The organism is Chromobacterium sp. FG89 (genome assembly GCF_057808735.1).
In genome coordinates, this window is the sequence record NZ_JBMDIQ010000016.1 from 1 (window position 1) to 17082 (window position 17082).

Below are 17082 nucleotides of genomic sequence, written 5' to 3' on the forward strand. Positions count from 1 at the left end.
GCGCAGGCAGCCATCGACGCGTACCGCGAGGTGGCTGGCGATGGATGGGACGAAGATGTCGAGAATGTGTGCTGGGGCGTTGTCCACGGGACGACTCAGCAAGTCGCCGTTGATGAAGACTACGACGGGCGCCACGGCCTGGGCGAAGTGTTGTTCGTTGATTACATCCTCACAGGCCCAGCGCCGGCACCGGCCCAGGCCGAACAGCCCAAACCGGACAAGTGGCAGCAGATTGAAACAGCGCCCACGGACGGCAGAACCATCTTGCTGGGCTACTTCAACAGCCACGGCAATTGGCGAACCCTCCGCGGCCAGTGGTTTACCAAGGCGCACATCGAAGATAACTGGGAGGATGGCGATCTGTTCGAAGCCGGATGGTACGAGACATCGGTAGAGGCGGACGACGCGCCATCGTGCTGGCCGACCAAACCAACACATTGGCAACCGCTCCCGGCCGCTCCGACTCAAGAGACCGGCGCGCGTCTGGCGGCCGAGGCGAAAGGGGGTAGTGATGCAAACCACTGACCAAGACCGCGCCAAGCTGGAGTTTCAGGCACTGCAGGTCGAGATACTTGCTGTTGATGAGCTGGAGATCGGCTGCCTCTATCGCGACCACGAGATCCTTGTATCGCGGGATTTTGACGGCGATGACTGGTACATCCGGGTATGGGCCCCGAGCGGCCAGATGGATTATGACGGCTGGTGGGCAGACTCTGCGAGCAAGTGCGCAGAGGAGGCTGTGCTGGAGGCGCTGGACGGTGCATTGCTGCGAAAGAAAGGGGGCGAGTGATGGCTGGCAGCGTAATCAAGCGTTTCAGCACCACGGTGGAGAACGGGTTTATCAAGTGTGACGACCGCACAAGCACCTTCGAAGAAGCAGACAGGATTGCGGGCCAGCGGCTGGACCGACGGAAGGCTTACGCGATTATCGACGGCGAGGTTCGCGAGTCCGCAAGGTGGAGTCAGGCATGCAGCGGATGCTACCACGGGCGGGACCACTATAACGGAACCGGCTCTGGCTGCAGAGAGTGCGGTTACACCGGTCGGTGCCGGAGCGGGTGGTGGGCACCCATTAAGAGAGGAGCGGCAGCATGATCACCAAGGAACAACTGGCTGAGCTTGAGCGCCTGGCGCGCGCGGCTACGCCTGGGCCGTGGATCCAACGTGGCGTCAGCCTGATTGAAGCCAAAACCGGCGAGCTGTCGCGCGCCTCCATCGCCGAAGTATTTCACGCCGCAGAGGATGGCGACTTCATCGCGGCGGCCAACCCCGCCATGGTCCTGGCGCTTCTCGCCCGCATCGCCGAGCTGGAGCAGGATCTGGTCGGGGCCTTTGTGCGCATCGGCGAACTCGAATACGAGGTGGAGGCAGCCAGCGAAGCGCCGCCAATCCTGGGCGCTGCCGATCTTGTGGCGGGGAACCGCTACTGGGCACGCCATGGGCCGAATATGAAGTGGGCGCTGATTGATGTCAGCAACGTCGAAGGCATCGAATACGGGATGAAAGGCTGGCAGTTCGTCGGCCCGGTCATTCCGCCGGCGGCGTAGGGATGGCCGCCGCGCTGCCGGCGCCACCGGTCTACCGCTACATCCAGCGGCGCGGCGCCGAGGTCATCTACCTTGGCCCGGAGCCGCCGAAGCCGACGCCGGGCACGACTTGCACCCGTAGCGAGTGGCTGCCGGACAAAACGGCGGAGTGGGGCGGGGACTGGTCACCGCCGGAAATTGTGTTTTGAGGGCTGCCCGAGGGTGGCCCTTCTTCTTTATACGGGCATCGACATGGACGAATCGACGATGGATATCGGCCAAGCCGCTGTGTTCCTGCATTGCTGCAAGGACACGGTGTATCAGCTTGCGCGGAAGAATAAGCTGCGCGGTCGAAAGATCGGCCGTGCGTGGGTGTTTTTGAAGTCGGACCTTGTGAGCTATGTCAGCGAGGGCCAGAATGAAGACCGGCAAGAGGCGCAGGTCGACGATGAAGAGAAAGGAGTAGACGTATGTCGATCTATCAGCGCGGTAGAACTTGGTGGTGCGATTTCGCAACGCCAGGCGGAAATCGAATTAGGCAATCTCTTGGGACGCGTGACCGGGTCCAGGCGCAGGAACTCTACGATAAGTTGATGGCCGAGCGCTGGCGAGTTGAGCAACTGGGAGAAAAGCCGGCGTACACGTGGGAACAGGCGTGCGTCAGGTATCTGCGGGAAAAAGCTCACAAGAAAAGCCTGAATGATGACAAGTGCTTTATTAAGTATTTCACCGGGTTTTTCGCTGGACGGGAGCTGAGATCGATCAAACGGGATGAGGTTCTGTCAGCAGTATCGCAACTCACCTATGACCGGGCCGGGCCGTTTAGTAGGTCGAAGAGAAAGGGCGAGTCTGTTACCGGTTCCCGCATGAACAGATACCTCACTTTTGCGGCAACGCTGTTTAGACTGGCAGCGAATGAGTGGGAGTGGATTGATAGAGTCTTGACATTCAAGAAGAAAAAGGAAGCCAACAAGCGTATCAGGTGGATCACAAAGCAAGAGGCAAGCCGGCTGCTATCCGAGCTTGCCCCTCATCTTCAGGCGATTGTGAAGTTTGCTTTGTCTACTGGATTGCGTCACGGCAACATTGTTGGGCTCCAGTGGTCGCAAGTCAACTTGGTTCAGAAGATGGCATGGGTTCATCCGGAAGATGCCAAGGCGGGCAAGGCTATTGGTATTCCGCTCAATCAATCAGCGCTGGACGCCTTGATTTCCCAAGTTGGCAAAAATCCGAAATGGGTGTTTACCTTTAGGGGGCGACCAGTAAAGACTGCTGCAGCAGATGGGTTTCGGAATGGCTTGAGAAAGTCGGGGATAGAGAACTTCCGGTTTCACGATCTTCGACACACTTGGGCAAGCTGGCTTGTGCAGTCAGGAGTACCGCTACACATCATTCAAGAGCTCGGCGGCTGGCAATCTTTTGAAATGGTAAAGCGCTATGCGCACCTTGCTCCTGAGCATCTAAGAGAGCACATAGAGAAGGTGGATGGGCTTTTGGATAGCGGTACAAATACGACACACCTACAACGGTGTGAAGTGCACGAAGAAGAAAAGAAAAAGGCGCTACAGTGTGCAGCGCCTTGATTTCTAAGCTTTTTTGGCGGAAGCGGTGAGATTCGAACTCACGGTGGGCTCGCACCCACGACGGTTTTCAAGACCGTTGCATTAAACCACTCTGCCACGCTTCCCGATTCGGTAAGAGGGCGCAATTTTAGCGGGTCTTAGGCGCTTTGACTAGAGGGCCGGCGCATTTGACGCCAGCATTTCCGCCGCGTGCTCGCGCGTGGTCTGGGTCAGCTCCACGCCGCCCAGCATGCGGGCGATTTCCAGCACCCGTTGTTCGCTGTTCAGCGGCTCGATGCGGCTCTTGACCCGGCCCTTGTGCTCGCTCTTGCTGACTTGCCAGTGATGGCTGCCGCAGGAGGCCACTTGGGGCAGGTGGGTGATGCACAGCACCTGGTAGCGCTGGCCCAGCTGGCGCAGCATGTGGCCGATGACTTCGGCGACGCGGCCGCCGATGCCGACGTCTACTTCGTCGAAGATCAGCGTGGGCACGCTGGCCACCTGGCTGATCACCACTTGCATGGCCAGGCTGATGCGGGACAGTTCGCCGCCGGAGGCCACTTTGGCCAGCGGGCGCAGGCTGGTGCCGGCGTTGGCGGCCACCAGGTATTCGATGGACTCCAGGCCGTGGGCGCCGGGTTCGGACAGGGCGGCCAGTTCGATGGCGAAGCGCGCGCCGCTCATCGCCAGGTGCTGCATTTCCGCGCCGATGCGGGCGGACAGCTCGCTGGCGGCCTGGCGGCGCTTGCCGGACAGGGCCTCGGCCTGCGCGCGGTAGCGCGCCAGCGTGGAGGCTTCGGCCAGCGCCAGCGCTTCGATGTCGGCGGAGGCTTCCAGCGCTTGCAGCTGTTGCTGCCAGTCGTCCAGTTTTTCCTGCAGGTCTTGCGGCTGCACCCGGTATTTGCGCGCGGTGCTCATCAGCGCTTCCAGCCGGCCTTCCACTTCGGCCAGCTGGCCGGGGTTTTCGTCGATGTCGCTGGCGTAGTCGCGCAGGCTGTAGACCACTTCGCGCAACTCAGCGTCCACGGAGTCGAGCAGCGACAGGGTGTCCGCCAGCCGCGGGTCCAGATTGGCCAGCTTGCTGAGCCGGGTTTGCACCTGGGACAGCATGGTCAGGCAGCTATTGTCCATCTCGGATAGGGTGTCCACCGCCAGCTGGGCGCTTTGCGCCAGTTCGGCGGCGTTGGCCAGCCTGGAGTGGCTCTGGTTCAGCGCGCTCCATTCGTCCGGCTGCAGCTTGAGCTCGCTCAGTTCGTTGATCTGCCAGTTCAGCCGTTCGCGCTCGACTTCGGATTCGCGCGACAGCCGTTCGGCGTCGGCGCGGGCGCGGCGGGCGGTCTGCCAGTCTTGCCAGGCCTTGTTCACGTCTCGGGCCAGCGCGACGGAGCCGGCGTAGGCGTCCAGCAGCTGGCGCTGGGCGTCCGCCTTCATCAGCGATTGGTGGGCGTGCTGGCCGTGGATGTCGACCAGGAATTCGCTCAGCTGCTTGAGCTGGCTGAGGGTGGCGGCCTGGCCGTTGACGAAGCTGCGCGAGCGGCCGGATTTGTCCAGCAGCCGGCGCAGCAGGAGCACGTCGTCGTCGCCGTTGAGGCCGTTTTCGTCCAGCCAGGCGTCGATTTCAGGGCGGCCGCGGGTGTCGAATTCGGCGGTGATCTCGGCGCGCTCCGCGCCTTCGCGCACTTGCGCGCCTTCGGCGCGGTCGCCCAGCAGCAGGCTCAGGGCGTCCAGCAGAATGGATTTGCCGGCGCCGGTTTCGCCGGTGAGCACGGTGAAGCCGGCTTGGAAGTCCAGCGAGATGCTGTCGACGATGACGAAGTCTTTAACGGTCAGCGATAGGAGCATGGGGTGTTCGCGTCAGGTGTCAGAGCAGGCGCTCGCCCCAGTGGAGCTTGTGGCGCAGCATGTCGTAGTAGTTGTAACCCACCGGATGCAGGATGCGCAGCGGGTTGCGGTAGCGGCGGATCAGCACGCGGTCCATTTCCATCAGGTCGCAATGGGATTGGCCGTCGAAGTGCACGCGCGCGTCCAGGCCGCGGGTGAGCATGAATTCCACTTCGCAGGAGTCGTTGACCGCGATGGGGCGGTTGCTCAGCGATTGCGGGCAGATGGGCACCAGGGCGATGGCCTGCAGCGTGGGGTGCAGGATGGGGCCGCCGGAGGCCAGCGAGTAGGCGGTGGAGCCGGTGGGGGTGGAGACGATCAGGCCGTCCGAACGTTGGCTGTAGACGAACTGGTTATCGATGAAGACTTCGAACTCTATCATCGAGCCCATGGCGCCGCGGCTGAACACCACGTCGTTGAAGGCCAGCGCGTTGGCCACTTCGGCGTCTTCGCGTATCACCGCGGCCTGCAGCAGGATGCGGTCTTCCGGCACGAAGTCGCCGCGCAGGATGGCGTCCACGGAGTCCAGCATCTCGTGCAGCGGGATGTCGGTCATGAAGCCCAGCCGGCCCTGGTTGATGCCGATCAGCGGCACGCGGTAGGGGGCCAGCAGCCGGGCGATGGACAGCATGGTGCCGTCGCCGCCCAGCACGATGACGATGTCGGCCAGCTTGCCCATGTCGTTGCGGTCTATCAGCGCGTGCGGGCCGGCTTCCTGCTGGGTGGCGCTGTCCTTGTCGATCAGCACGGTGGCGCCGGAGGCGGACAGGTGGTCGGCCAGCTGGCGCAGGGATTCAACGATGGCGGGCTTGCTGTGCCGCGCCACCAGGCAGACGTGTTTGAACAGTCGTTCCATGGCGTTGTTTCAGTAAGGGGTGGGCGTATCGTTCAAAAAACTGTCGTCGTTGGGTTTCTTGCCGGTGGCTTCCAGCGCTTTCAGGTAGAAGCGCACCAGGTCCGCCAGAGAGTCTACACCGAGTTTGTTGAACAGGTTGGCCCTATGTACTTCTATGGTGCGCGGGGACAGGTCCAGCACCCGGGCGATTTCCTTGCTGGACATGCCGTCCGCCACCAGTTCCAGCACTTCGCGCTCGCGGCCGCTGATGCGGGCGAGCAGGCCCATCACTTCCTGGGTTTCCTCTTCCTTGCGGTGTTGCAGAATGCTCAGCCGTATGCCTTTGCGCAGGCTTTCTATCAGCCGCGCCTGGTCTATGGGCTTGGTCAGAAAGTCGATGGCGCCGGTCTGGAAGGCGCGGCGGCATTGTTCGATGTCGCCGTGGCCGGTGATGAAGACGATGGGCAGGGTCACGTTTTTGTCGATCAGCTGTTCTTGCAGCGCCAGGCCGGTGATTTGCGGCATGCGGATGTCCAGCACCAGGCAGGCGATGTCGTTGCCGCCGTAGTGGGCGAGAAACTCCATCGCGTTGGGAAAGGTGACGGTGCGCATGCCTTGCGCGGCGATCAGCATGGCCAGCGAGTCCAGCACGGCTGGGTCGTCGTCGACGATGTAGACGGTTGGCGTGGTGTTTTGCATTGTGTTTTTGACTCCTGCCGGTTACCCCGTTGACGGCGGCGCGTCCCGTTGCGGCAGTTCAATGATGAATTCCGCGCCGCCGGTTGATTTATTGCGCGCGCTCAGCTTGCCGCCGAACGCTTCTATGGCGGTCTGGCAGATGGCCAGGCCCAATCCCATGCCGCTGGCCTTGGTGCTGAAGAAGGGCGCGAAGATGCGGTCCAGCAATTCCGGCGCGATGCCGGCGCCGTTGTCGCCTATGCTCAGCCGGATCCAGCGGCCGTTCAGGCTGGTGGCGATGCTGAGCCGCCCCCAGGGGGCGACGGTTTCCATGGCGTCCAGCGCGTTGCGCATCAGGTTCAGCACCACTTGTTCCAGTTGTATGTTGTCAGCGTAGACCAATGGCAGGTCGTGGCAAATATTCTGCTCAATATGAATATCGTGGGTTTTCAGTTCGTATTCCAGCAGGTTGAGCGCATTGCCCACCACCTGGTTCAGGTCTATGGGGTTGAATTGCTGGGTTTTCTTGATCACGAACTCGCGCAGGCGCTGGATGATCTGGCCGGCGCGGCTGGCCTGGGTGACGGAGGAGTCCAGCGCGCGGCGCAGCATGGCCATGTCCGGTTCTTCGTCTTCCAGCAGGCTGAGCCCGGCCTGGCAGTAACTCATGATGGCGGACAGCGGCTGGTTGATCTCGTGGGCGATGCCGGAGGCCATCTCGCCCATGGTGTTGATGCGGGCGACGCGGGCCAGCTCCATTTCGTGCTGGCGCAGCCGGGTTTCGCTGGCTTCCAGCGCCGCCAGCATGCGGCGGCGGATGGGGGCGGTGTCGCGGAAGGTCAGCACCGCGCCCATCAGCCGGCCGTCGCGGCCGGGCAGCGGGGACACCGAGCCTTCGATCAGCAGTTTTTCGCCGTCGCTGCGTATCAGGTAGCAGTTTTGCGCCAGCAGCACGGTTTCGCGGCGCTGGATGGCCTTGTGCACCGGGTCTTCTTCCACCTGGCGTGCAAATTCGTAGTTGAGCCTCACCACTTGGTGCAGCTTGCGTTGCGCGGCGTCGAGCGCCTTCAGGCCGAGCAGGGTTTCCGCCGCCGGGTTGAGGTAGCGGATGCTCAGATCGATGTCGATGCTGATCACCGCGTCGCTGATGCCGCTGAGCGCCACCATCGCGTATTCGCGCTCGCGGTGCAGCCGGTCTTGCGCCTGTTCCTGCGCCTGGCGGTTTTGCGCCAGCAGCGCCAGGATGATCAGCAGCAAGTAGGCCGGCACCATGGAGAAGAGGGCGCTGAGCAAGAGCTCCAGCGGCGCGGTGCGGTCGAAGCTGAGCTGGCGGCGCACCGTCAGTTCGTAGGGCAGATAGGGGGTGTCCAGGCTTTTACGGATTTCCAGCGCCGGCAGCAGCCATTGCGCCAGCCAGCCGGGCCGGTCCTGCTGTTGGTGGCGGTAGATCAGCGGGTCGTAGCCGCTGGGCGCGCTGTCCTTGCGTTGCAGCGCCACGCTGTAGCGCGTCGCCATATTGGGGGTCAGGCTGACCAGTCTGTCCAGGGACAGCACTTGCACCACCATGCCGGCGGTCTGTTCGCTGCGCACCAGCGGCACCGGGGACGGCGCTTCGGTGTTGTAGACGGCGGAGAAGAAGGCCAGGCCCTGTTTGCCGTTGTTGAGGCGCAGCACCGGGGACACCGCCTCGCCCTGGCCCATCGCGCGGTGGACGGTGGGCGCCAGCACGCTGTCGGCCAGCAGGTCCAGGCCCATTTCGCGCCAATCGTCCGAGGCGAGGCCGGGTTCGGCCATGCTCAGCGGCAGGTAGCGCGGCCGTTTGGCCGCCAGCCTCCAGGCTTGCTGCTGGTCCCAGGCGTTGTCCTGCTGGTGCTGGTAGTCGCGGATGCGGTAGGGCTGACCTTGCAGCTGGCTGCGCATGCGCTCGAATTCGCGGCGGTAGGCGTGGCTGACCAGCGGCTGGTAGCCGATGAAGTAGAGCTGCGGCTGTTCGCGCGCCAGCGATTCCACCAAGAGGCGGATGCGTTGTTCGCGCAGGCTGTTTTCCTGATCGACGATGTCGACCACGCTTTGTTGCAGCATCTCGCTTTCCTGCAGCCGGGTTTGCAGGCTGGAGAGAATCAGGCCGTGCACCTGCTGGTGCTCCTGATGCTGCTGGTTGAGGTCCAGCGCCACCGATTGGCCCAGCAAGAGGGCGAAGGTGAGCAGCCACAACACGGCGCAGGCCAGGCGTCCGCGCGGGGAGGCGGTGCGCAACAGGTCCAGGTGACGGGTGAGGGCGGTGCGGAATGCAGTGATGATGCTGTGCTTGTCTGCCATGGGGAGATTGGGTTCGTCCGGCGCGCAGCCAATCTGGGCATCGCCGCTACTGAGCCGGATTATAGCGGCGATGCCCGGGGCGCGCGAACCAAGCCGGGAGCTGGGCTCGCCCCTGGCAGGGTGTGGCTTATTTTTTCAAATAAACAGAAAAATATTGCTGAAACTTGGCCAATTTTGGCGCAACCACCATTTGACAATAGGGTTCGTGGCCATGTTGATCAAAGTATTGCTGGTGATAGTCTTCGGCCGGATAAAAGGGCGCGGCGGCCTCCAGCCGGGTGACGATGGGGGCCGGGTAATCGCCGGCCCGCTCCGCCATCATGCGCTCCGCCGCCTGGCGTTGTTCCTCGTCGTGATAGAACAGCACCGACGCGTATTGCGGGCCGACGTCGTTGCCCTGGCGGTTGAGGGTGGTGGGGTCGTGCAGGGCGAAGAAGGCGCGCAGCAGGGTGTCGTAGTCTATCTGGGCGGGATCGTAGCGGATTTGCACGGCTTCCACGTGACCGCTGCGGCCGGCGCAGACTTCCTTGTAGCTGGGGTGGGCGCCGGGGCCGCCGGTATAGCCGGATACGGCGCTGTGGACGCCGGCCAGGCGGTTGTAGGCGCTTTCTATGCACCAGAAGCAGCCGCCGGCGAAGGTTGCGGTTTTCATGTCGGACTCCATTGACGGGGTGGGTGTGTATGAGTCGCGCCGGGGCGGGCGATCTGTCCCTCGGCGCCGAAGATTTGCCAGGCCAGGCGCACGGTTTCGGTCTGGATCGCCACGGTGTCTTCTATGGGCACCGCGTAGCCGCCGCCCATGACGACGGCGACGGCGGCTTTGGACTGGCGACAGGCTTCCAGCACCATGCGGTCGCGCGCGGCCAGGCCGTCCCGGCTCAGCGCCAGCTTGCCCAGGCGGTCGCCGGCGTAGGGATCGGCGCCGGCCAGGTAGAAGACCAGGTCCGGATCGGCGGCGAACAGGCGCGGCAGGTGTTCGGCCAGGGCGGCGAGATAGGTCTGGTCGCCGGTTCCGTCCGGCAGTTCGATGTCCAGATCGCCGGCTTCGCGGCGGAAGGGGAAATTGCCGGCGCCGTGCATGGAGAAGGTGAAGATGCGCGCGTCGCCGCGGGTGATGGCGGCGGTGCCGTCGCCCTGATGCACGTCCAGGTCCAGCACCAGCGCGCGGCGGGCCAGGCCCTCGTCCAGCATCAGCCGCGCGGCCACGGCGATATCGTTGAACACGCAAAAACCGCTGCCCATCGCGCGGCCGGCGTGGTGGGTGCCGCCGGCCAGGTTGACGCCGCAGCCGCGCGTCAGCGCCCAGCGGGCGGCGGCGATGGTGGCGCCCACCGAGCGGCGGCTGCGTTCCAGCAGTTGCGGGCTCCAGGGCAGGCCGATCTCGCGCTGCTCAGCGGCGCTGAGCGCGCCGTTGAACACCTTGTCCAGGTAGGCGTCGTCGTGGGCCAGCGCCAGCTCGTAGCGGCTGGCCGCCGGCGCGGCGTCCATCGCCTCGGCGGCGAAGCCGGCCACCGCCTGCGCCAGCAAGGCGTACTTCTGCGCCGGGAAACGGTGTCCGGGCGGCAGCGGCAGCGGGAACTGATCGGTGCGGAAAATGCGCATCGCGGCGCTCAGAAGGCCTTGACCAGGGCGAAGCGCGGCAGGGTCTGGCCCTCGTGCGCGACGCTTTCCTCGAACATGCCGGCCGGGCGCGCCCACAGGCCGAACTCGCCGTAGAGCGCGCGGTACATCACCAGCAGTTCGCCGGTTTCGGAGTGGGTGGCGGTGCCCAGCACTTCATAGAGCGGGCCTTTGTAATGGCGATAAATGCCGGGAGCGATTTTCATGGGGCCTCCTTGGGTTTACGGCAGATGGGAGAGGGCGTCGGCCATCAGCTGGAACAGGCCGTCGGCGTCCACCTCGGTCAGGTAGAGCGCGTTGGGCGCGCGGCCGGATTCGCCGTGCCAGTCCACCACGGTGGCGCCGGTGGTGTAGTGGCCGGCCAGTTCCACCACCACGTTGACTTCGCGGCCGCGGAACAGCTCGGGGCGCAGCAGATAGGCGATCACGCAGGGGTCGTGCACCGGCGCGCCGTCCTGGCCCAGCTTTTGCACATCGTAGCGCTCCAGCGAAGTCAGCAGCGCGGCCGCCAGCGGGCCGCAGCGATTGGGCAGGCCGCGCAGCCATTCCACGCGCGCCGGCGTGGTCGTGGCCTGGTGGGTGACGTCCAGCGGCAAGATCACGATGGGCGCGCCGCAGCGCAGCACGATATCGGCCGCGTGCGGGTCGGTGTGGATGTTGAACTCCGCCGCCGGAGTCATATTGCCGCCGGCGAAATAGCCGCCGCCCATCAGCACGATGCGGCCGATGCGCGCGGCGATGTCCGGCGCGCGGCGCAAGGCCAGCGCGATATTGCTCAGCGGGCCCACCGGGCACAGGGTGACGCTGCCGGCCGGTTCGCGGCGCAGGGTGTCCACGATGAAGTCCACCGCGTGTTCGGCGCGCACCGGCATGGCGGGCTCGTGCAGCGGCGCGCCGTCCAGGCCGCTGGCGCCGTGCACGTGCTCGGCGCCCTGGTAGGGCTGGACCAGCGGCCGGTCGGCGCCGGCGTAGACCGGCACGTCGCCGCGGCCGGCCCATTCGCAGACGATGCGGGCGTTGCGGGTGGTCAGTTCCACGCCCACGTTGCCGGCCACCGTGGTCAGGCCGAGCAGCTCGATGTCGGCGCTCGCGCCCAGCAGGAACAGGATGGCGACCGCGTCGTCGAGGCCAGGGTCCGTGTCGAAGATGACGCGATGCTGTTTCATGTCGGCTCCATTGGGCAATGTCATCAAGGGGGCGAAGGATGCCGCAGCGCTTGGCGGCGCGTCAAGGCGAGCTCCGGCGCGCCCGGCTTATCCGGGGCTCCATTCATAGACCCGGAATTCGCTATCCAGTTTAAATCCGGATTGTTCGTACAGCCGCTGCGCGTTCAGATTGCCGTGCGCGGTTTGCAGCGTGAGGCCGCCGCCCAGCGCGGCGACATGGGCCTGGCAACGCTCCAGCAATACGCGGCCGACGCCGCCGCCGCGGCAGGCCGGTGATACGAACAAGTCGTGCAGCAGCCAGTGCGGGCGCAGGGAGAGCGAGGAGAAGCCGGGATAGAGCAGGGCGAAGCCTTGGACGCCGGCGGCGTCTTCCGCCAGGAAGACCACCGCTTCGCCCGTGCTCAGCCGCTGTTCCAGGAAGGCGGCGCAGGCTTCCGCCGGCTGCGCCGTACGATAAAAATCGAGATAAGCCATAAACAAGGGCAGCCAGCAGCGGACGGATTCCGCGCCGGCCTGGCGGATGGCGATTTGCATTGAATGCCTTTCCCCGCTTTGCGGTACAATATTCGCCTTTTTTCCGGCGATGTTTGCAATGAAATTGGTTCTTGCCCCGATGGAGGGCCTGGTGGACGAGGCGATGCGCGATGTGCTGACCCGGGTGGGCGGCATTGATCTGTGCGTGACCGAGTTCGTCCGCGTCACCTCGGCGCTCCTGCCCACCCGCACTTTCATGCGGCTGGCCCCGGAGCTGGCGCGCGGCGGCAAGACCCGCGCCGGCGTCACGGTGCGGGTGCAATTGCTGGGTTCGGACCCGGCCTGTCTGGCCGAGAACGCCGCCAAGGCCGCCAGCCTGGGCGCGCCGGGCATAGACCTGAATTTCGGCTGTCCGGCGCCCACTGTCAACCGCCATCGCGGCGGCGCCGTCCTGCTCAACGATCCCGAGCTGTTGTTCCAGATCGTCCAGGCGGTGCGCGCGGCGGTGCCGGCCGAAATACCGGTCACCGCCAAAATGCGGCTGGGCTATGAAGACAAAAGCCGGGCCTTGGAATGCGCGCGGGCGCTGGAAGCCGGCGGCGCGCAGGAACTGGCGGTGCACGGCCGCACCAAGGTGGAGGGCTACCGGCCGCCGGCGCATTGGGACTGGATCGCCCGCATCCGCGAGAGCGTGGCGGTGCCGGTGGTGGCCAACGGCGAGGTGTGGACGCTGGACGATTACCGCGCCATCCGCGAGCAAAGCGGCTGCGACACGGTGATGATAGGCCGCGGCCTGGTGGCCTGCCCGGACCTGGCGCTGCGCATCAAGCGCGGGGACGGCGCCGAAGCCATGCCCTGGAGCGAGATGCAGCCCTGGGTGCTGGACCTGTTTCTGCAGTGCCGCGTCCAGTCCGAGGACGGACGCTACCCGGTGGCGCGCACCAAGCAATGGCTGGGGCAGCTCAAGCGCACCTGGCCCGAGGCCGGCGCCTTGTTCGAGCGCATCCGCAGGCTGACCACGCCGGACGATGTGGAACCTGTACTGCGAGACATGCTTGCTAAGTAAATGTACTCATATCTAAATGCTATGGGAATGTGTAGCATTCAATTGCGCGCTGCACTGGTATAGCAGGGCGCTGTGATTCCGGCGGCTCCCCAGCTCCGGCGATTACACTTCCCCGATACCTTGCAGCCCTCCCTACACGGGAGGGATTTTTTTTATCCGCCGCGATGGACTATCAATGAAAAGCGGCCGGCCTGTTGTTTCCCCCTCTTCCCTGCCGCAGCGGCGCCGCCATCGGCGGTTTCCCATCAAAGATTTCATCGCGGAGGCGGCATGGATACGGCCCCGACGGTTAGCTGGCTGGAAAAGCTGATCCCTCAGGCGTGGCACGACAGTCTGACGCTGTTCGTGGCGCTGACGGCCGCCTGCGCCGCCTTGCTCTATCTGCTGCGGCCGGAAGCCCGCAAGTCGACGCTGCGTTCGCTGCTGGCCGCCGCCGTTGCGCTGGTGGTGATCAATCTGGGCCCGCAGGGCGATCAGGCGGTGGCGGAGTGGATCAAGCAGGTGGCCATCATCGTGCTGGGCCTGGCGCTGATCCGGCTGTGGGCGATGATGTTGATGCGTTTGTTCCTGCCCTTGCTGCGCCTGCATCCGCCGCGCATTCTGGAAGACATCCTGCTGGTGCTGGGCTGCGTGGGCTGGGGCCTGGTGCTCTTGCGCCTGGCCGGCCTGGACCTGAGCCACATCGTCACCACCTCGGCGGTGATCACCGGCGTGCTGGCGTTTTCCATGCAGGACACGCTGGGCAATATCCTGGCCGGTCTGTCGCTGCAACTGGACAATTCGGTGGAGGTGGGGGACTGGATCAAGTCCGGCGAGCTGTCCGGCCGGGTGGTGGAAATCAATTGGCGCGCCACCCTGGTGGAAACCCGCAACTGGGAAACCGTGGTGATTCCCAACAGCCAGCTGATGAAGGGGCAGTTCGCCATCCTGGGCAAGCACCAGGGCGGCCCGCTGCAATGGCGGCGCTGGGTGTGGTTCAACATCAATTGGGACACGCTGCCCAATCAGATCATCACCGTGGTGGAGCGCTCCTTGCGCGAGGCGCAACTGCCCGGCGTGGCCTTGTCGCCGGAGCCCAACTGTATTTTGATGGGTTTCGAGAACGGCTACAGCAAGTACGCGGTGCGTTACTGGCTGACGGATCTCGCCGCCGACGATCTGACCGATTCCGTGGTGCGCACCCATATCGACGCCGCCTTGCGCCGCCATAATCTGAAAATGTCCTCGCCGCACTACAATGTGCTGACCATCAAGGACAATGAAAAGTATATGGAAGCGCGGATGAAGAAGCACCTGGAGGAGAGGGTGCAGGCGCTGCGCAAGGTGGAGCTGCTGACCAGCCTCAACGACGAGGAAATGGTGGTGTTGGCCGATCAGCTCAAGTTCACGCCCTTCGTCACCGGCGACATCATCATGCATCAGGGCGCGGTCGCGCATTGGCTCTACATCATGCTCAGCGGCGAGGTAGAGGTGTGGGTGAACCTGCCGGACGGCAGCCGCAAGCTGGTGGACGTGCTGGAAGGCGGCAACTTCTTCGGCGAAATGGGCTTGATGACCGGCGAGGCGCGCAGCGGCACCGTGATCGCGCGTTCCAATGTGGAGTGCCTGCGGCTGGACAAGGAGTCCTTCCAGTCTATTCTGAGTTCGCGCAAGGAGTTGGCCGAGGCGATCTCGTCGATTCTGGCGGAACGCCTGGCCGAGCGCACCCGCAAGCTGCCGCAGGATTGGCAGGAGGGCCACGGCTCGCCGCAGCGGGCGGAGCTGGTGGACAAGATCCGGCGTTTCTTCGGCCTGGCCAAGCATTGACCGTCATTCAGCACCGCCCGGATGGGCTTGCCGCGCCAAATGCGTGGCGGCTGGTCTCCGGAGCCTTGTCAGCGGCCCCAAGGCGGGGCCGCGCGACAGTACTCAATCCAGCGGGTGGAAGTGCTTGAGGATGCTGGAGAAGTCCAGTTTGCCGAAGCCGGCCTGCGCGTGTTCCTCGTACAGATTGCGGGCCAGCGATCCCAGCGGATTGGCCGCGTGGCTGTGCAGCGCGGTTTCCTCGGCCAGACCCAGGTCTTTCAGCATCAGTTCGGTCATGAAGCCGCCGCTGTAGCCGCGGCTGGCCGGCGCGTTCTCCATCACGCCGGGCCAGGGGTTGTACAGCTCGGTGGCCCAGTTGCGGCCGGAGCTCTGGCTGATGATGTCGGACAGCACCTTGGGGTCCAGCCCGTTCTTCACGCCCAGCGCCAGCGCCTCCGCGGTGCCGGCCATCAGGATGCCCAGCAGCATATTGTTGCAGATCTTGGCGGTCTGGCCGGCGCCGGCGGCGCCGGCGTGGAAGATGTTCTTGCCCATGGCTTGCAGCAGAGGCCGCGCCCGTTCCAGCTCGGCGGCGGCGCCGCCGACGATGAAGGTCAAGGTGCCGGCGGCGGCGCCGGCGGTGCCGCCGGATACCGGCGCGTCCAGCATCTTGAGGCCGGCGGCGTCGGCCGCGGCGGCCACCTTGCGCGCGGTGGCGGCGTCTATGGTGCTGCAATCGATGACCAGGGCGCCGGCCGGCAGTTGCGCGAACAGGCCGGACTCGCCCAGGTACAGGCCTTCCACGTGGCGGCCGGCCGGCAGCATGGAAATCACCGCGTCGGCGCCGCGGACGGCGTCGGCGGCGCTGGCGGCCGCGCGCGCGCCGGCGGCGACCAGCTTGGCCAGCGCGTCGGCGGACAGGTCGAACACGTTCAGCTGATAACCCTGCTTCAGCAGGTTGGCGGCCATGGGGCCGCCCATATTGCCCAGGCCGATGAAGGCGATGGTTTGCATCTTCTCTCTCCTCGATTGTTATTGGAGCGCGGCCAGCGGGTGGTCGGCCTCCGTCCATGGCGAATCGAAATGGCTGTCCACCCAGCCCGGCGGAATATCGCCCAGCTCGCGGCAATGCCATTGCGGCGCGCGGTCCTTGTCCACCAGCAGCGCGCGCACGCCTTCGCGGAAGTCCGGCTTGGCGCAGAAGTTGACCGACAGCGCCAGCTCCATGCGCAGGACCTCGGCCAGGGACAGGTGTTTGGCGCGCTGGAAGATTTCCCAGCAGACGGCGGCGGACGTCGGGCAGCCGTGAGCGAAGCTCTTGGCGGCGGCGGCCAGCCACGGGTCTTCAAAGGCGGTGTCGCGCAGCGCGGCGGCCACCGCTTCCAGGCTGCCGCGGTTCATCAGCTGATGCACCGCCAGCAGATTGCGGCCGGCGTTGGCCTCCGGCAGCGCCACGTCGCGCTCCATCTCGTTGAGCAGGGCGCTGACCAGGCCGTGGTGGCGTTCCGCCGGCTGCTCCCAGGCCAGATCGCGCAGCGCGGTCAGCAGCGGGGTCTGGCCGTCGGCCGGCAGCACATGGTCGGTCAGATTGCACAGCAAGGCGTCGCCGGCGTTCAGCGGCGCGCCGGTCAGGCCCAGGAACAGGCCGAGCTTGGCCGGCATCCGTTGCAGGAACCAGCTGCCGGCCACGTCCGGGTACAGGCCTATGGTGATTTCCGGCATCGCAATGCGGGTGGCCGGGGTGGTCACGCGGTGGCTGGCGCCGGCCATCAGGCCCAGGCCGCCGCCCATGACGATGCCGCCGCCCCATACGATCAGCGGCTTGCGGTAGCGGTGGATGCGGTAGTCGAGCCGGTATTCCTCGCTGAAGAAGGCGACGGCGTGCGGGTTGGGATAGACCTCGCCGTCTTCCAGCAGCGCGGCGCGCAGCGAGCGCACGTCGCCGCCGGCGCAGAAGGCCTTGTCGCCGGCGCCGCGCAGCAGCACGGCCACCACGGCGTCGTCGTTCTCCCAGGCGCTCAAGCGCGCGTCCAGCAGCCGTATCATGTCCAGCGTCAGCGCGTTCAGCGATTTTTCCGCGTTCAGCGTGGCGATGGCGATGCGCTGGCCGCCGCGGACCGGCAGTTCTTCAAACAGTACCAGGTTGGACATGGCGGATTCGTCCTTGGGT

The 17082-nt window shown here is 65.1% G+C and carries 19 protein-coding genes and 1 tRNA gene; 8 read left to right on the forward strand and 12 right to left on the reverse strand.

The window, feature by feature from the left end:
- The 6 genes from ACODRW_RS15905 to ACODRW_RS15930 all read left to right on the forward strand — a co-directional run.
- A partial coding sequence (locus ACODRW_RS15905; protein ID WP_488906155.1) for a DUF551 domain-containing protein occupies positions 1-525 on the forward strand: 525 nt, incomplete at its 5' end.
- The gene (locus ACODRW_RS15910; RefSeq protein WP_488906156.1) at positions 512-790 is read left to right on the forward strand and encodes a hypothetical protein; all 279 of its coding nucleotides are present in this window, start codon (positions 512-514) and stop codon (positions 788-790) included. The genes ACODRW_RS15905 and ACODRW_RS15910, both read left to right, overlap by 14 nt.
- Positions 791-1091: 301 nt before the next feature.
- On the forward strand, positions 1092-1547 hold the full coding sequence (locus tag ACODRW_RS15915; protein WP_488906157.1) for a hypothetical protein: 456 nt from the start codon (positions 1092-1094) through the stop codon (positions 1545-1547).
- Between the two features lie 2 nt (positions 1548-1549).
- Positions 1550-1735, forward strand: coding sequence for a hypothetical protein (locus tag ACODRW_RS15920; protein ID WP_488906158.1), 186 nt, complete (start codon positions 1550-1552; stop codon positions 1733-1735).
- 43 nt (positions 1736-1778) lie between these two features.
- The gene (locus ACODRW_RS15925) at positions 1779-2120 is read left to right on the forward strand and encodes a helix-turn-helix domain-containing protein (RefSeq protein ID WP_488906159.1); all 342 of its coding nucleotides are present in this window, start codon (positions 1779-1781) and stop codon (positions 2118-2120) included.
- Complete coding sequence (locus ACODRW_RS15930; protein ID WP_488906201.1) at positions 2060-3109, forward strand: tyrosine-type recombinase/integrase; 1050 nt, start codon at positions 2060-2062, stop codon at positions 3107-3109. The genes ACODRW_RS15925 and ACODRW_RS15930 overlap by 61 nt, the downstream gene beginning before the upstream one ends.
- 14 nt (positions 3110-3123) lie before the next feature.
- Here the strand turns inward: ACODRW_RS15930 and ACODRW_RS15935 are convergent.
- The 10 genes from ACODRW_RS15935 to ACODRW_RS15980 all read right to left on the reverse strand — a co-directional run bounded on the left by ACODRW_RS15935 (position 3124) and on the right by ACODRW_RS15980 (position 12121).
- Positions 3124-3213, reverse strand: a tRNA-Ser gene (locus ACODRW_RS15935).
- Between the two features lie 46 nt (positions 3214-3259).
- Positions 3260-4930 carry a DNA repair protein RecN gene (gene recN, locus ACODRW_RS15940; protein ID WP_488906160.1) on the reverse strand — a complete coding sequence of 557 codons (1671 nt, stop codon included), beginning with the start codon at positions 4928-4930 and terminating at the stop codon, positions 3260-3262.
- Positions 4931-4949: 19 nt separating this feature from the next.
- Entirely contained in the window at positions 4950-5825 is an 876-nt protein-coding gene (locus ACODRW_RS15945; protein ID WP_107799251.1) for an NAD kinase, read from the reverse strand.
- Between the two features lie 9 nt (positions 5826-5834).
- Positions 5835-6503 (reverse strand): response regulator transcription factor, encoded by a 669-nt coding sequence (locus tag ACODRW_RS15950; RefSeq protein ID WP_019103053.1) that lies wholly within the window; start codon positions 6501-6503, stop codon positions 5835-5837.
- Between the two features lie 21 nt (positions 6504-6524).
- Complete coding sequence (locus tag ACODRW_RS15955; RefSeq protein ID WP_227108154.1) at positions 6525-8801, reverse strand: ATP-binding protein; 2277 nt, start codon at positions 8799-8801, stop codon at positions 6525-6527.
- Between the two features lie 127 nt (positions 8802-8928).
- Positions 8929-9453, reverse strand: a complete 525-nt coding sequence (gene msrA / locus ACODRW_RS15960; RefSeq protein WP_107799249.1) for a peptide-methionine (S)-S-oxide reductase MsrA — start codon at positions 9451-9453, stop codon at positions 8929-8931.
- Positions 9450-10403: a histone deacetylase family protein gene (locus ACODRW_RS15965; RefSeq protein ID WP_107799248.1), complete on the reverse strand. Its 954-nt coding sequence runs from the start codon at positions 10401-10403 to the stop codon at positions 9450-9452. The genes msrA and ACODRW_RS15965 overlap by 4 nt, the downstream gene beginning before the upstream one ends.
- An 8-nt stretch (positions 10404-10411) precedes the next feature.
- The gene (locus ACODRW_RS15970; protein ID WP_043593565.1) at positions 10412-10627 is read right to left on the reverse strand and encodes a DUF1653 domain-containing protein; all 216 of its coding nucleotides are present in this window, start codon (positions 10625-10627) and stop codon (positions 10412-10414) included.
- A 15-nt stretch (positions 10628-10642) separates the two neighbouring features.
- Entirely contained in the window at positions 10643-11587 is a 945-nt protein-coding gene (locus ACODRW_RS15975) for a nucleoside hydrolase (RefSeq protein ID WP_107799247.1), read from the reverse strand.
- A gap of 87 nt (positions 11588-11674) precedes the next feature.
- Positions 11675-12121 carry a GNAT family N-acetyltransferase gene (locus ACODRW_RS15980; protein ID WP_488906161.1) on the reverse strand — a complete coding sequence of 149 codons (447 nt, stop codon included), beginning with the start codon at positions 12119-12121 and terminating at the stop codon, positions 11675-11677.
- A gap of 58 nt (positions 12122-12179) precedes the next feature.
- On the opposite strand from ACODRW_RS15980, the gene ACODRW_RS15985 reads away from it, so the two are divergent.
- Both ACODRW_RS15985 and ACODRW_RS15990 read left to right on the forward strand, forming a co-directional pair.
- Positions 12180-13127 (forward strand): tRNA dihydrouridine synthase, encoded by a 948-nt coding sequence (locus tag ACODRW_RS15985; protein WP_107799245.1) that lies wholly within the window; start codon positions 12180-12182, stop codon positions 13125-13127.
- A gap of 270 nt (positions 13128-13397) precedes the next feature.
- Entirely contained in the window at positions 13398-14933 is a 1536-nt protein-coding gene (locus ACODRW_RS15990; RefSeq protein WP_107799244.1) for a mechanosensitive ion channel family protein, read from the forward strand.
- Positions 14934-15035: 102 nt separating this feature from the next.
- Here ACODRW_RS15990 and mmsB read toward each other — a convergent pair whose 3' ends face one another.
- Positions 15036-15926: a 3-hydroxyisobutyrate dehydrogenase gene (gene mmsB, locus ACODRW_RS15995; protein ID WP_107799243.1), complete on the reverse strand. Its 891-nt coding sequence runs from the start codon at positions 15924-15926 to the stop codon at positions 15036-15038.
- Positions 15927-15944: 18 nt separating this feature from the next.
- Positions 15945-17063 carry an enoyl-CoA hydratase/isomerase family protein gene (locus ACODRW_RS16000; protein WP_488906162.1) on the reverse strand — a complete coding sequence of 373 codons (1119 nt, stop codon included), beginning with the start codon at positions 17061-17063 and terminating at the stop codon, positions 15945-15947.
- Positions 17064-17082 lie beyond the last annotated feature (19 nt).

Bases quoted from the DNA above. Each gene is read 5' to 3' on its own strand.
- ACODRW_RS15925 (WP_488906159.1), top strand. From the start codon at position 1,779: ATGGACGAATCGACGATGGATATCGGCCAAGCCGCTGTGTTCCTGCAT.
- ACODRW_RS15955 (WP_227108154.1), bottom strand. From the start codon at position 8,801: ATGGCAGACAAGCACAGCATCATCACTGCATTCCGCACCGCCCTCACC.
- ACODRW_RS15980 (WP_488906161.1), bottom strand. From the start codon at position 12,121: ATGCAAATCGCCATCCGCCAGGCCGGCGCGGAATCCGTCCGCTGCTGG.
- ACODRW_RS15910 (WP_488906156.1), top strand. From the start codon at position 512: ATGCAAACCACTGACCAAGACCGCGCCAAGCTGGAGTTTCAGGCACTG.
- ACODRW_RS16000 (WP_488906162.1), bottom strand. From the start codon at position 17,063: ATGTCCAACCTGGTACTGTTTGAAGAACTGCCGGTCCGCGGCGGCCAG.
- ACODRW_RS15920 (WP_488906158.1), top strand. From the start codon at position 1,550: ATGGCCGCCGCGCTGCCGGCGCCACCGGTCTACCGCTACATCCAGCGG.
- msrA (WP_107799249.1), bottom strand. From the start codon at position 9,453: ATGAAAACCGCAACCTTCGCCGGCGGCTGCTTCTGGTGCATAGAAAGC.
- ACODRW_RS15945 (WP_107799251.1), bottom strand. From the start codon at position 5,825: ATGGAACGACTGTTCAAACACGTCTGCCTGGTGGCGCGGCACAGCAAG.
- ACODRW_RS15915 (WP_488906157.1), top strand. From the start codon at position 1,092: ATGATCACCAAGGAACAACTGGCTGAGCTTGAGCGCCTGGCGCGCGCG.
- ACODRW_RS15990 (WP_107799244.1), top strand. From the start codon at position 13,398: ATGGATACGGCCCCGACGGTTAGCTGGCTGGAAAAGCTGATCCCTCAG.
- ACODRW_RS15985 (WP_107799245.1), top strand. From the start codon at position 12,180: ATGAAATTGGTTCTTGCCCCGATGGAGGGCCTGGTGGACGAGGCGATG.
- ACODRW_RS15950 (WP_019103053.1), bottom strand. From the start codon at position 6,503: ATGCAAAACACCACGCCAACCGTCTACATCGTCGACGACGACCCAGCC.
- ACODRW_RS15970 (WP_043593565.1), bottom strand. From the start codon at position 10,627: ATGAAAATCGCTCCCGGCATTTATCGCCATTACAAAGGCCCGCTCTAT.
- recN (WP_488906160.1), bottom strand. From the start codon at position 4,930: ATGCTCCTATCGCTGACCGTTAAAGACTTCGTCATCGTCGACAGCATC.
- ACODRW_RS15965 (WP_107799248.1), bottom strand. From the start codon at position 10,403: ATGCGCATTTTCCGCACCGATCAGTTCCCGCTGCCGCTGCCGCCCGGA.
- ACODRW_RS15975 (WP_107799247.1), bottom strand. From the start codon at position 11,587: ATGAAACAGCATCGCGTCATCTTCGACACGGACCCTGGCCTCGACGAC.
- mmsB (WP_107799243.1), bottom strand. From the start codon at position 15,926: ATGCAAACCATCGCCTTCATCGGCCTGGGCAATATGGGCGGCCCCATG.